This is a genomic window from Chryseobacterium sp. sg2396, from assembly GCF_042610505.1.
Classification (GTDB): Bacteria; Bacteroidota; Bacteroidia; order Flavobacteriales; family Weeksellaceae; genus Chryseobacterium.
Genome location: NZ_JBHGAQ010000015.1, coordinates 37765 through 51174 on the forward strand (window position 1 = coordinate 37765; position 13410 = coordinate 51174).

Annotated in this window: 12 protein-coding genes; all 12 read left to right on the forward strand. The window is 33.4% G+C overall.

Annotated features, from left to right (window positions below):
- Window positions 1-962 precede the first annotated feature (962 nt).
- The 12 genes from ACED20_RS15490 to ACED20_RS15545 all read left to right on the forward strand — a co-directional run bounded on the left by ACED20_RS15490 (window position 963) and on the right by ACED20_RS15545 (window position 13263).
- Window positions 963-2213 carry an O-antigen ligase gene (locus tag ACED20_RS15490; RefSeq protein ID WP_294240626.1) on the forward strand — a complete coding sequence of 417 codons (1251 nt, stop codon included), beginning with the start codon at window positions 963-965 and terminating at the stop codon, window positions 2211-2213.
- A gap of 2 nt (window positions 2214-2215) precedes the next feature.
- A complete protein-coding gene (locus ACED20_RS15495) occupies window positions 2216-3271 on the forward strand; it encodes a glycosyltransferase (RefSeq protein ID WP_294304046.1) in 1056 nt (351 codons plus the stop codon).
- 40 nt (window positions 3272-3311) lie between these two features.
- A complete protein-coding gene (locus ACED20_RS15500) occupies window positions 3312-4430 on the forward strand; it encodes a glycosyltransferase family 4 protein (RefSeq protein ID WP_294240623.1) in 1119 nt (372 codons plus the stop codon).
- Window positions 4414-5544, forward strand: coding sequence for a glycosyltransferase (locus ACED20_RS15505; RefSeq protein WP_378105592.1), 1131 nt, complete (start codon window positions 4414-4416; stop codon window positions 5542-5544). Before ACED20_RS15500 ends, ACED20_RS15505 begins: the two co-directional genes overlap by 17 nt.
- Window positions 5528-6562: a polysaccharide biosynthesis protein gene (locus tag ACED20_RS15510; protein WP_294240619.1), complete on the forward strand. Its 1035-nt coding sequence runs from the start codon at window positions 5528-5530 to the stop codon at window positions 6560-6562. The genes ACED20_RS15505 and ACED20_RS15510 overlap by 17 nt, the downstream gene beginning before the upstream one ends.
- A gap of 27 nt (window positions 6563-6589) precedes the next feature.
- Window positions 6590-7003, forward strand: a complete 414-nt coding sequence (locus tag ACED20_RS15515; RefSeq protein WP_378105594.1) for a WxcM-like domain-containing protein — start codon at window positions 6590-6592, stop codon at window positions 7001-7003.
- A 17-nt stretch (window positions 7004-7020) separates the two neighbouring features.
- The gene (locus tag ACED20_RS15520; RefSeq protein ID WP_294240615.1) at window positions 7021-8139 is read left to right on the forward strand and encodes an NAD-dependent epimerase/dehydratase family protein; all 1119 of its coding nucleotides are present in this window, start codon (window positions 7021-7023) and stop codon (window positions 8137-8139) included.
- A 67-nt stretch (window positions 8140-8206) separates the two neighbouring features.
- Complete coding sequence (gene wecB, locus ACED20_RS15525; protein ID WP_294240613.1) at window positions 8207-9346, forward strand: non-hydrolyzing UDP-N-acetylglucosamine 2-epimerase; 1140 nt, start codon at window positions 8207-8209, stop codon at window positions 9344-9346.
- A 2-nt stretch (window positions 9347-9348) separates the two neighbouring features.
- A complete protein-coding gene (locus tag ACED20_RS15530) occupies window positions 9349-10560 on the forward strand; it encodes a glycosyltransferase family 4 protein (protein ID WP_294240611.1) in 1212 nt (403 codons plus the stop codon).
- Between the two features lie 25 nt (window positions 10561-10585).
- Entirely contained in the window at window positions 10586-11494 is a 909-nt protein-coding gene (locus tag ACED20_RS15535; protein ID WP_294240609.1) for an NAD-dependent epimerase/dehydratase family protein, read from the forward strand.
- A 28-nt stretch (window positions 11495-11522) separates the two neighbouring features.
- A complete protein-coding gene (locus ACED20_RS15540) occupies window positions 11523-12074 on the forward strand; it encodes a sugar transferase (protein WP_294240607.1) in 552 nt (183 codons plus the stop codon).
- Between the two features lie 49 nt (window positions 12075-12123).
- Complete coding sequence (locus ACED20_RS15545; RefSeq protein WP_378105600.1) at window positions 12124-13263, forward strand: DegT/DnrJ/EryC1/StrS family aminotransferase; 1140 nt, start codon at window positions 12124-12126, stop codon at window positions 13261-13263.
- The last annotated feature ends 147 nt before the right edge of the window (window positions 13264-13410 follow it).

Consider the following 13410-nt stretch of genomic DNA (forward strand, 5'->3'; position numbering starts at 1 on the left):
GGAATAATCCAAATTATTCAGTCATTAGGAATAATTTATTACGATTCAGGTGTTTATACAATAGTAAAATCTGCAGAATATAAAGCTCCAAGATTAAGGAATTATTGGTTGTCGATATCCCTATATAGATTTTTATTTTTTTACAGTATAATTATTCTTATTTCAGTATTAAACTTCTTATTAGATTTATATCATGTAAATAGATATTATTATATACTTATACCTTATATAGGTATCACATTTTGGGCTGGTTATATTACAACAATTATAGAATCAGATGGATTGCTTTCAAAAATTTCTTATATAAGATCTGTCTTAACCTCAGTTCTCTCAATCGTCTCAGCTGTATTAATTTTTTATTTTAGACTTGACTTTTTTTACATTCTACAGCTATATATGATACAGATAGCTTCAATTCTTTGTATTATAATACTTTTTAAGTTGGATTTCAGTCTCAAAAAGTTTAAGCGTAATGACCTCGTTTTTTTAAATAATAAAATTAGTTTTACAAGAAATAATATTTGGATGAGTTTTTTGGTAGAAAACTTTTTTCTAATTATAAATTATATAACAAATCAAAGTACATCTTCTGTTGCTACATTTTTTAAATTAGACAAGTACCTCAAAGTATTTTTTGGGTTTTTAATAGGGTTCTATCAGCGAACTTTTTTCTATATCCAATTGCAGCAAAAAATCACTTATTCACTGAAGAAAGGTGTGTTTATATTTGCTTTAATTAGTGTATTTGGGCTTGTCCCATTGTGGTTCGTTTTGTCAAACCTACATCACTTTAATTTTTTTCTGTATTTAAAGTTGGCAATTTTCTATAGTGCTATATATTGTTTAATTTTTTTAAGCTTTATGAATACTATTTCTAAAAATAAGAAAACAAAATTTATCATTAATTTATCATTACTTTTTGTACTAATTTTTTATTTATTAATTACTTTTAAAAATTAGATATGAACAGCAAGCATTTCATTGTAATTCTAAGTTTAATATTTGGAATATATATTATTAAAGCTCCCGAGCTTAGAATTCTCATGTTTGTGATATTAAATATTATATTTATATCTAAATATGATTATTTGATTATCTTTTTTGTTACTACTGCACTTCTGCCCTATAATGCTGAAGATGTAAATGAAAACTATTACACTTATGTATCATACTTGGCAATATTATTAAATATTTTATTTAATAAAAAAAGAAAAATTCTATTTGAAAATTTTCTTTTTTATCCATTTTTATTAATAATACCAATTATAATAATATTATTTAAAGGTAGTTATCTGTCTCATGCAACCTCTCTATTAACTACAATTTTATCATTAATTTTAATGTCAATTTTATTCATCTCAAAAAATTTCGATATTGAAAATTTTAAGCTTAAATTATTTTCTTGCTTGGGAATTACTTTATTAATACCCTATTTTTTATACTTATCAAATATTGATAATACTGTTCTAGTTCTTACGGGATATAAAGGAACTTATGGTAGTGGTTTTGCAAGAATGGGTACAGAAAAGTTAGACGCTACAGCCATTTACTTTCCATGTATTTTAGTTTTCATATTTCTAATAACAGATAAAAAAATTAAAGGCTGGAAAAAATATGTGTTTTCAGGATTAATTCTAATTCCATGTGTTATGTCATATAGTTTTGGGTTTTTCTTTACTTTTTTTTTAGTAGCTATTTTTTATTTAATATATAATTATAATATAAAAATCCTTCTTATATATTTATTATTTTCAGTTATTATTGTTACAAATAAGACAGCAGTAAATTATTATCAAACCTATCAAGAATCTAAAAAGTCACTTGGAGCTTTAGATAGCCGGACTGAAGTTTGGGAGATGAGCATTGACGAAATTAAGAAATCACCGATGTGGGGAAGTTATGATTATGAACCTAAGGATATTCCTATTCAATATCAAGAGGAAGGCGACTTCGGATCACATAATATATTACTAGAAATCTGGCGAAGAGCTGGAGTTATTTCTGTATTAATCTTTTTAATTTTTTATTTTATTTTGCCAATTTTAGATAATAAATATTCCTCATATCAATCAACTTTAATCATGGTGGCAACTTTATTTTATTTTCTCATATTACATTTTTACTCAAATAAAGTGGCGCTAATAGCATTGTTATTAATTTTTTATAGCAAGAAATTAACTACAATTGGTATACAAAATAATAAGATGTCATAAAAATGGAAAAATACGATCTAATTATTTTAAATAATTGTCCTTCATTCTATAAAATTAATCTGTATAATGAAATCAATTTAAAAAAAAAGATTTTCGTGATTTTTTTAGGATACTCGGAACATGTTATTATTGATGATACATTTGATAATCATATAAATTTTGACTACGTAGTTTTAAATAAATTTCAACTTGAAAAAAGATCTTTTTTTATAACCTTTTTTAAAATATTACACATACTAAAAAAAGTAAATAGTAAGAAAATTATTTATGGTGGTTACATTGAAAAAGAGTTTTTATTACTTTCTTTTATTAATTCAAAATCAAAAAATATTCTTCAATCCGAATCTGCAGGTGAATCGGTAGTAACAGGATGGAAGAGATATATAAAAAAAACACTCCTATCCAGATATGATAAAGCAATAGTTTCAGGTAAAAGACACCAAAAAGTTTTAATAGATTTAAATTTTAAAGGAAGTATTGTTATATCGAAAGGTGTCGGAATTCTTAGGAAAAAGAGAAAAGGTGAAAGGTTGTTAAAAACAGAGAGTATAAATGATAATGCAGGGCTTCGTTTCCTTTTTGTAGGCAGGATTATTAAACTTAAAAATGTAGAGTTGTTAATAGCTGTTTTTAATGAATTAGGCCTATCCTTAACAATAGTTGGCGATGGGACTGAAAGAAAAGAATTAGAAAGAAAATCGAAATCTAACATCATTTTTAAGGGATATTGCTCTAATGAAGACATACATAAGTATTATAAAGAAGCTGATGTTTTTATATTGCCTTCATATTCAGAAGCTTGGGGACTCGTTGTTGAGGAGGCGTTATATTATAACTGTGCCTTGTTATTGAGTCAGGATGTTGGCTGTTTGTCCGAACTCTTGCTTGATCCAAAAACGGGTATAAGCTTTAATCCGTACAGTAAAGAAAGTCTGAAAAATTCTATTATGAAATTGGTTGAAAATTATGAGTATTACAAAGCTAATGCAATTGAATTTGATATTGACAATAAAGACAGAGAGCAAGTACAATCCTATTTAAATTTACTAAATGATTAAGGTGCTATATTGCATTCCATCACTATATAATCCAGGGGGGATGGAGAGAATTATTACTGATAAAATAAATTCGTTAGTTGAAGAGTATAAATATGAAGTTACTTTGGTTACAACAGATCAAATGGAGAAAAAAATTTTTTTCAGCTTACATAATAATATAGACGTTATACATCTTGATTTGGACTTTAATAGCACTTTTAATTTGCCACTTTTGAAAAAGAGATTGGAGATTAAAAAACGCAGTATTCTTTATAAGAAGAAATTAGAAGAAATAATAGAGACAAAACAAATTGATATTTGTATTTCAACTGGAGGTAAAGAACTTGAATTTTTAAATTTTCTTAAAGGAAATTGTAAAAAAGTATTTGAGAGTCATTTTTCCAAAGATTACAGAAGGCAATTTCTTGTATCACGCAGTCCTGGCTTGAAGTCCGAAATTATTGGAAGGATCAGATCTCAACAACTGATTAACCAAACAAAAAAGCTAGATAAAGTTATCGTTTTAACCCAACATGATCTGGAAGATTGGAGTACATCCCATAATAATGTAGTACAGATATATAATTTTTGTTCTTTTTCATCCGATAAAATTCCAGACTATAAAATAAAAAGAGCCATTGCAATTGGAAGGCTTGATGCGCAAAAGGGATTTGATATGCTGATAGATTCATGGATGATTAATAAAGATAAATTAGCGGAATGGCATCTTGACATTTATGGGCAGGGCGAATGGGAAGATATGTTGAAACAAAAAATTATTGCCAATAAACTAGAACAAAATATTACCTTAAAAGGAGTTACAGATAATGTAAAGACTGAATTACAGAATAGCTCTTTATTTTTGTTTTCTTCCAGATATGAAGGATTCGGTTTGGCTATTATTGAAGCAATGACTGTTGGCTTACCTGTTATATCATTTGATTGTCCGCAAGGGCCCTCTGAAATGGTAAATATGCACAATGGTTTTTTGATAGAATTAGGTGATTTAAAGGGATTTAGCAATGCCATAGTTAAAGTTACATCCGATTATGAATTAAGAAAAAAATTGGGTGAGACTTCTAAAATAAATTCAAATAAGTTTTCAAAACCTGAAATAATGAAAAGTTGGGATTTGGTTTTTAAAGATATTATAAATAGAAAAAATGAAATTAATCATTGACAATTCGAATCTATTTGCCGGAGGTGGTCTACAGGTTGCAGCCTCTTTCTTAAGAGATTTGAAAAAAATGAATTGTACAGATGATTTTCATGTAATACAATCTGTGAATTGTGCAAGTACAATAGGAAACGAATCTTTTCCGGGTAATTTTACATTTTATAATTTAGACCGGTCGGAAGAAAGATTTAAGGCAAAAAGGATTAAAAGCGTTAAAAAAATAGAAGATGCGGTGAAGCCGGATTGTATTTTCACCTTATTTGGTCCTTCTTATCATAAAAGCAGGTTCCCGAAAGTAGTGGGATTTGCTATTCCGTATATTATTTATTCTGAATCGCCATTTTTTAAACAGATTTCCTTTAAGGAAAAATTATACTATAAATTTCTGTCGGTTATAAAAACCTATAGCTTTAAAAAATATTCTGACACACTGATCTTTGAAACTGAAAATGCCAGAAAAATGTTTACAGAAAAAGAACATTTCAGGAAAGACAGTTTTTCGGTAGGAAATACACTTAACGAAATTTTTTTTAAACCGGATCATTGGGTTGATTTTGAGAATTTGTCCTCAGGCCCATGTAATATTTTGTTTTTAACAGCAAACTATCCACACAAGAATATGGCAGTTCTTCCTGAGGTAATTAAAATTCTAACCGAAAAATTTCATTTAAAAGACTTTAAATTTTTAATTACTTTAAATAAAGGGGACTTAAGTTTCCCGGAATCATGCAATAGCTATATTCAATATCTGGGAAGGGTAGATCTGGAAAAAATTCCATCACTATACCAGCAATCAGACATAGTTTTTATTCCAACGCTGTTAGAGGTTTTTTCAGCGACCTATTTAGAAGCAATGTTGATGAAAAAACCGATAATCGCATCAGATTTAGGATTTTCTCGTGATATTTGCGGAGATTCTGCTTATTTTTGTGAACCCGTAAACCCTGAAAGTTATGCGAATGCTATTTTTACATTGATAAATGATGAAAACCTAAAAAATGAGCTTATTAAGAAAGGCACTGAAAACCTGAAAAGATTTGGTTCAAGCATGGACAGAACAAAAAAATACCTAGAAATTATTAACAAATTAGTTACGCAAAATGAAAATTCAAAATAAAACACTTTTGATAACCGGAGGTACCGGTTCTTTCGGAACTGCAGTTCTAAATAGATTTCTGCAAACTGATCATTTCAAAGAAATCCGTATTTTTTCCCGTGACGAGAAAAAACAGGATGATATGCGTAATCTTTATAAAAATGATAAAATAAAATATTATATCGGTGATGTAAGAGATTTTTCCAGTGTGGAACCGGCAACGAGAGGGGTGGATTACATCTTTCATGCAGCCGCTTTAAAGCAGGTGCCTTCCTGCGAGTTTTTTCCGATGCAGGCTGTAAAGACCAACGTTGAAGGTACACAGAATGTAATCCGTGCAGCAACAGCTAATAAAGTACAAAAAGTAATTTGTCTTTCTACCGATAAAGCGGCATATCCTATCAATGCCATGGGGATTTCCAAAGCAATGATGGAAAAAGTGGCAGTTGCAGAATCCCGGAATACAGCGGAGACGGTAGTTTGCCTTACCCGTTATGGGAATGTAATGGCATCCCGAGGTTCGGTAATTCCATTATTTCTGAGCCAGATCCAGAAAGGGGAACCCATTACTATTACCGACCCTAATATGTCCCGCTTCTTTATGTCTTTGGAAGATGCCGTTGATTTGGTTTTATTTGCTTTTGAGCATGCGAATCCCGGAGATCTCTTCGTTAATAAAGCTCCTGCAGGGAGTATAGGAGATTTGGCAAAAGCTTTAATTGAATTAACAGGGAAAGAAGTTCCTGTAAAAGTAATAGGAACCCGTCACGGAGAAAAACTGTATGAAACACTCTGTACGCGTGAGGAAATGGCAAAAGCTGAAGATATGGGAGAATTCTACCGTGTACCGGCAGACAATCGTGATCTGAATTACGCACAGTATTTCTCCGAAGGAGAAGAAGAAGTTGCAGAGATCGAAGATTATCATTCTCACAATACGGAGCAGCAAGGCGTGGAAGGTCTGAAAAAACTGATTTCCTCTCTACCTTTGATCCGAAAAGAAGTTTTTGGTGAAAATGTAATGCAATATCCTTATTAAAAGATCTCAAGTATAAAGTTATAACTCATGCTTCTAAAAGGTAAGAAACATCAGGACGAAAGAGGAATTATCACATTCAATAATGATTTCGATGCTTCAAAGATCAAGCGGATTTATACAATAGAAAATCATTCTACAGAATTTATTAGGGGTTGGCAGGGGCATAAAATCGAGCAGAGATGGTTTGCCTGTATAAAAGGAGACTTTGAAATTTCTGTCATTCAGGTAGATGATTTTACAAAACCCTCAAAAGATTTAACAATACAGAAATATCTTTTGACAGATGAAACATTAACTTACCTGCATATTCCTGCAGGATGCATTACTGCCATTCAATCTAAAAAGGAAAGCAGCAAATTGCTGGTGTTGGCAGATTACGAATTGGGGGAAATTAATGATGAATATAGATTTGCTTTAAATTATTTTAATAAAAATCTGTAAAAAATAAAACAGAATACATGAAAAAAGTCGGAATTACCGGTCAGCATGGTTTTGTCGGAAGACATTTATACAATACTTTGGGATTATCTCCCGAAGATTTTCAAAGAATTGATTTTCATAAAGAGTATTTTGAAAGCGAAAGCCAATTGGATGAATTGGTGGCTCAATGTGATGTCATTGTTCACCTTGCTGCTATGAACCGTCATGAAAATGAGCAGTTTATCTATGAAACTAACATAGGATTAGTCCGGAAACTGGTTGATTCATTGAAGAGGACAGGCTCAAAAGCCCATGTCATGATTTCCTCTTCAACGCAGGAAGAAAGAGATAATCTGTACGGGAGATCCAAAAAAGAAGGAAGAGAGGCTTTAGCAGATTGGGCTCGGGAAAATGGCGGGAAAATGACAGGGTTGGTTATTCCTAATGTATTCGGAGCTTTTGGAAAACCTTTTTATAATTCATTTGTTGCGACTTTTTGTTACCAGTTAACGCATGGAGAAATGCCGACTATTGCGAATGATGGAGAAGTTAAACTTATTTATGTTCAGGAGTTGGTTGACATGATCATTTATGAAATAAAAGGCGGCAACAGCAAAGCCGAATATTTTGTTGAACCCACTGCTGTGAAAAAAGTTTCTGAAGTTTTAGCATTATTAAATGATTACAAAACAAAATATTTTGATGGCGGAGAGATCCCTGTGATCAACAATTCATTTGAGCATAATTTGTTTAATACCTATCGTTCCTATATAGATCATAAAACGCATTATCCGGTAAAATTTACACAACATACGGATCCCCGTGGAGCTTTTGTTGAAGTGATCCGTTTAGGAATTGGCGGTCAGTGTTCATTCTCCACCACCGTTCCCGGGATCACAAGAGGCAATCATTACCATACAAGGAAAATAGAGCGTTTTGCAGTAATCAAAGGAAAAGCGCTTATTCAGCTTAGAAAAATAGATACTGATGAAGTTCTTGATTTTTATTTGGATGGCTCCGAACCTGCGTATGTGGATATGCCGATCTGGTATACACATAATATCAAAAATATAGGAGAAGAAGAATTGTACACTATTTTCTGGATCAATGAAGCATTCAATCCTGAAAATGCAGATACTTATTTTTTAGAAGTCTGAATTATTAATTATAAAAATTATGCTGGAGGAAATAGTCAGAAGCTTGTAACCAACAGCCAACAGCCATATGAAAAAACTAAAAGTAATGACGGTCGTAGGAACCAGACCGGAAATTATCAGATTATCAAGAGTATTGGATGCTTTGGATGCTTCCGGAGCAGTAGAGCATATTATTGTTCATACCGGACAAAACTACGATTACGAACTTAATCAAATTTTCTTTGAAGATTTAGGACTTCGTAAACCCGATTATTTCCTGGAAGCAGCAGGGAAAACGGCAACTGAAACCGTAGGAAATATTTTAATTAAAATAGATCCTTTACTGGAAGAATTACAACCGGATGCATTTTTGGTGTTGGGAGATACCAACTCTTGTTTATGCGCCATTCCGGCAAAGAAAAGACATATTCCGATCTTCCACATGGAGGCAGGAAACAGATGTTTCGACCAAAGGGTTCCGGAAGAAACCAACCGTAAAATTGTAGACCATACCGCAGATATAAATTTGACTTATTCTAATATTGCGAGAGAATACCTTTTGCGGGAAGGTCTTCCTGCAGACCGGATTATCAAGACCGGTTCGCCGATGTTTGAAGTTCTGAATCACTACTTGCCGGAGATCAATGCCTCAAATGTCCTTGAAAAGCTTAATCTTAAAGATGGGAAATTCTTTGTCGTTTCATCGCACAGAGAAGAAAACATCAATTCTGAAAAGAATTTCCGGGGTTTAATGGATTCATTGAATGCAATAGCTGAAAAATATGAATATCCGATTATTGTTTCGACACATCCGCGTACGAAGAACATGATCGATAAGATGCAGATCGAAATGCGCCCTGAAATTCAGTTCTTAAAACCTTTGGGTTTTCACGATTATAATGCCCTGCAGAAAAGAGCCTATGCGGTACTATCTGATTCCGGAACCATTTCGGAAGAGTCTTCCATATTGAACTTCAGAGCGTTGAATATTCGCCAGGCACATGAAAGGCCGGAAGCCATGGAAGAAGCCAGCGTAATGATGGTAGGATTGTCTCCGGAAAGAATTTTACAGGGCTTAACACAGGTTTTACAGCAAACCGTAGGAATGGAAAGAAATTTCAGAACGGTTTCAGATTATTCAATGCCTAATGTTTCGGAAAAAGTAGTAAGGATTATCATTTCTTATACGGATTATATTAAAAGAACGGTTTGGTCTGAAGAAATTTAGAAGTGAATATTTTAATTATTACCCAATATTTTTATCCAGAAAACTTCAAGAGCAATGATCTTGCTTTTGAACTGAAAAATCGCGGACATCAGGTAACAGTCTTGACTGGATTACCAAATTATCCTGAAGGCAAGATATTTGAGGGATACGGCTTTTTTAAAAATAGAGAACAGACTATCAATGGCGTGAAAGTAATAAGATCTTTGCTTTTGCCAAGAGGAAAAGGAGGTGGGCTGCGTCTGTTTGCCAATTATTACAGCTTTGCCTTTTTTGCCTCTGTTAAAGCGTTTTTCTTAGGATTAAATAACCGCTTTGATGCCATTATTGTGCACGAACCCTCTCCGATAACGCAATATTATCCTGCTTTATTAATGAATAAACTCTGGAAAATACCGGTGTATTTCTGGGTAATGGATTTGTGGCCTGAAAGTTTATCGATTGCTGGAGGCGTTAAAAATAAATTTGTTCTCAGCTATTACACTAAAGTTATTAAAGGCTTTTACAAAAACTCAGAAAAAATATTAATAACATCAAAAGGTTTTAGGGGCGCGATCAACGAAAAAGGGGATTTTAATAATAAAATTGTATATTTTCCAAATTGGGCGGAAGATGCTATTTCTGAAGGCAGTAAAGATTTTCCGATTCCTCCAATGCCGGAAGGATTTAAAGTCATGTTTGCCGGTAATATAGGAGAAGCTCAGGATCTGGATAATATCATGAGAGCAGCACTTCAACTGAAAGAGAAGAAAAATATTAAATTTATTCTTGTAGGAGATGGAAGAAAAATGCCATTTGTAAAAGAATTCGTAGAGCAGAATGATCTGCATGATACGGTCAACATAATGGGAAGGTTTCCTGTAGAAGCGATGTCCAGTTTTTTTGACAAGGCCGATGTTATGCTGGTGACATTAAAAGACGACCCCATCTTCAATCTGACGGTTCCCGCAAAGCTGCAGGCATACATGAGTGCTTCAAAGCCGGTCATAGCAATGCTGAACGGAGAAGGTGCGGATAACATCCTTGATGCAGGTTGTGGATTTACAGTGGATGCAGGAGATTATTCTGCTTTGGCAGAAACCATCGTTAAAGCATCAGAATTATCTAGTGAGGAGCTGCAAAAATTAGGCAGCAATAGCAGAAAATACTATGCAGAAAATTTTAAAATGTCTGCATGCATATCGAATTTAGAAAATATAATCTCAAAGAAAGCGTGACCTTTCATACTATAAACTATTTTTAATGAAAATAATCATCACAGGCTCATCCGGTTTTGTAGGTAAAAATCTTTCATATTTTTTACAGAGTAAAGGGTATACACTAAACAATCTTTCTTTAAGAAATAAAGACTGGAAAACCTATCTCCCAAAATCCGCTGATGCCATCATTCACCTAGCCGGCAAAGCCCATGATACAAAAAATACCTCAAATCCTGATGAATATTACAAAGTAAACCGGGATTTGACCATAGCGCTTTTTGATGAATTTTTAAATTCAGAGATAAAAGAATTTTTTTATTTCAGTTCGGTTAAAGCTGCTGCTGATTCTGTGAGTGGTATTTTAACTGAAGATGAAAAAGCCGACCCGATGACGCATTATGGAAAATCGAAAATAGAAGCGGAAGAATATATTTTAAACCAGAATTTACCAGAAGGAAAAAAAGTATATATCATTCGTCCCTGTATGATTCATGGCCCGGGAAATAAAGGCAATTTAAATCTCTTGTACAAAATAGTAGAAAAAGGCTTGCCATGGCCGCTTGCCTCATTTCATAATCAGAGATCTTTTTTAGGAATTGATAATTTAAATTATCTTATCCTCCAAATGCTCTTAAAAGAAGATCTGCCGTCAGGAATTTATAATTTTGCAGACGACAAGGCCCTTTCAACAAACGAGTTGATACAAATAATAAATAAAGCTTTAAGTAAAAAAGCTAAATTTTGGAATATTCCGAAAAGCTTGCTGGAAAAAACGGCTTTTTTAGGAGATAAATTAAAATTACCTTTAAATTCTGAAAGATTGGAAAAATTGACCGAATCTTATGTGGTTTCCAATCAAAAAATAAAAGCAGCGCTGGGAATTGAAAAGCTTCCTTTTTCAGCCGAGGAAGGTTTAATTAAGACTATTAAAAGCTTTCAAAAAGAAAAGTAACATTTCACTTTATATAATTTAGTACAATATGATACGCATATTCGACTTTCTTTTTTCATTCTTCGGACTTTTATTCCTTTGGCCAATCCTGGTGATATTTTACATTATCGGTCTGTTCGATACAGGTTCCCCAATTTTTGTGCAGGAAAGGGTAGGGCGGTATAAAAAGCCGTTTAAGCTGATAAAATTTCGTACGATGCCGGTTAATACAAAATCAGTAGCCACTCATCTCACTCAGAATGTACAGATAACTAAATTCGGTTCTTTCTTACGTAAATCAAAATTGGACGAACTTCCTCAATTAATTAATGTTTTAATAGGGGATATGAGTCTGGTAGGACCAAGGCCTAATTTATTCAATCAGACAGAATTAATTGAAGAACGGGACAAAAGGGGCGTTTACAATGCGGTTCCCGGAATTACAGGTTTGGCACAAATTAATGAGATTGATATGTCAACGCCTGTAAAACTAGCTGAAAAAGATGCAGAAATGCTTCAAAGCCTAACCCTTTCCGATTACTTTAGATATATTTTTTCGACTGTAGGTGGAAAAGGACAAGGAGATCGGATTCAAAAATAATTTTTCAGATTGTTCTATATCATTTAAATTTACTTTCAGTTAGAATAAAATGAAAGACAAAATATGGCTCTCACCACCGCATCTTTCGGGCAAAGAAAAAGAATTTATTGAGGATGCCTTTGAAAAGAATTGGGTAACATCAATGGGTGAAAATATAAATGAATTTGAAAAAGGCCTTCAGGAATTCCTCAAAGACGATATTGATGTATGCGTTTTAAATTCTGCAACATCAGCGATTCATCTTTCATTGATCATGTTAGGCGTCTCATTTAATGATGAGGTGATTACTTCTGCATTTTCATTTATCGCTTCCGCCAATCCCATCGCCTATTGCGGAGCCACCCCAATTTTCATAGACTCAGAAAAAAGTACCTGGAATATGTGTCCGGCAGCGCTTGAAGTAGCGGTAAAAGACAGAACTTCAAAGGGCAAAAAGCCTAAAGCCATCATCGTCGTTCATTTGTATGGAATGCCTGCAAAAATGGATGAAATATTAAAAATTGCTGAAGAATATGATATTCCTGTGATTGAGGATGCTGCCGAAGCTTTAGGATCTGCTTATAAAGGAAAAGCCTGCGGAACTTTTGGGCGTTTCGGAATTTTATCTTTCAACGGCAATAAGATCATCACTACTTCAGGAGGCGGAGCTTTGGTTTGCCACACGCAGGAAGATAAGGATAAAGCAGTTTTCCTTTCCACCCAGGCAAGGGATAATGCCCCTCATTACCAGCATTCGCATATCGGGTATAACTATCGCATGAGCAATATTGTGGCCGGAATCGGCCGCGGGCAGATGGAGGTTCTGAACGACAGGGTGGAAGCCCGCAGAAAAATGCACGGTTTTTATATTGAGCTTTTTAATGATATTGAGGGGGTCGAGGTTTTTTCCGAACCATCAGGAGATTATTTTTCCAATCACTGGCTGTCTGCTATCATAGTCAATCCTGAAATAACCGGTAAAACGCGGGAAGATTTAAGGTTGGCTTTCTTAGAAGACAATATCGAATCAAGACCATTGTGGAAACCGATGCATTTACAGCCGGTTTTTGTAGATGCGCCTTATTATGGGACAAATATAGCAGAGAAGTTATTTGATAATGGCCTGTGTCTGCCTTCAGGTTCTAATCTTTCTGATGAAGACCGATCAAGGATACGATCCGTTATCAAAAAATGTTTTTTCATAAATTAACCGGGATTAATAGAATTCAACGGTCATTACAACAGTTTGCTTTTCATGAAGTAAGCTGTTTTTTTATTTTAGATATATTATATAATTATTCAATCTGTGAGTGCGCAATCCACATCTTTCGCTATCTTTACCGGGCAAATTTTTGAA

Bases quoted from the DNA above. Each gene is read 5' to 3' on its own strand.
- ACED20_RS15490 (WP_294240626.1), top strand. From the start codon at position 963: ATGAACAGCAAGCATTTCATTGTAATTCTAAGTTTAATATTTGGAATA.
- ACED20_RS15495 (WP_294304046.1), top strand. From the start codon at position 2,216: ATGGAAAAATACGATCTAATTATTTTAAATAATTGTCCTTCATTCTAT.
- ACED20_RS15500 (WP_294240623.1), top strand. From the start codon at position 3,312: ATGGAGAGAATTATTACTGATAAAATAAATTCGTTAGTTGAAGAGTAT.
- ACED20_RS15505 (WP_378105592.1), top strand. From the start codon at position 4,414: ATGAAATTAATCATTGACAATTCGAATCTATTTGCCGGAGGTGGTCTA.
- ACED20_RS15510 (WP_294240619.1), top strand. From the start codon at position 5,528: ATGAAAATTCAAAATAAAACACTTTTGATAACCGGAGGTACCGGTTCT.
- ACED20_RS15515 (WP_378105594.1), top strand. From the start codon at position 6,590: ATGCTTCTAAAAGGTAAGAAACATCAGGACGAAAGAGGAATTATCACA.
- ACED20_RS15520 (WP_294240615.1), top strand. From the start codon at position 7,021: ATGAAAAAAGTCGGAATTACCGGTCAGCATGGTTTTGTCGGAAGACAT.
- wecB (WP_294240613.1), top strand. From the start codon at position 8,207: ATGAAAAAACTAAAAGTAATGACGGTCGTAGGAACCAGACCGGAAATT.
- ACED20_RS15535 (WP_294240609.1), top strand. From the start codon at position 10,586: ATGAAAATAATCATCACAGGCTCATCCGGTTTTGTAGGTAAAAATCTT.
- ACED20_RS15540 (WP_294240607.1), top strand. From the start codon at position 11,523: ATGATACGCATATTCGACTTTCTTTTTTCATTCTTCGGACTTTTATTC.
- ACED20_RS15545 (WP_378105600.1), top strand. From the start codon at position 12,124: ATGAAAGACAAAATATGGCTCTCACCACCGCATCTTTCGGGCAAAGAA.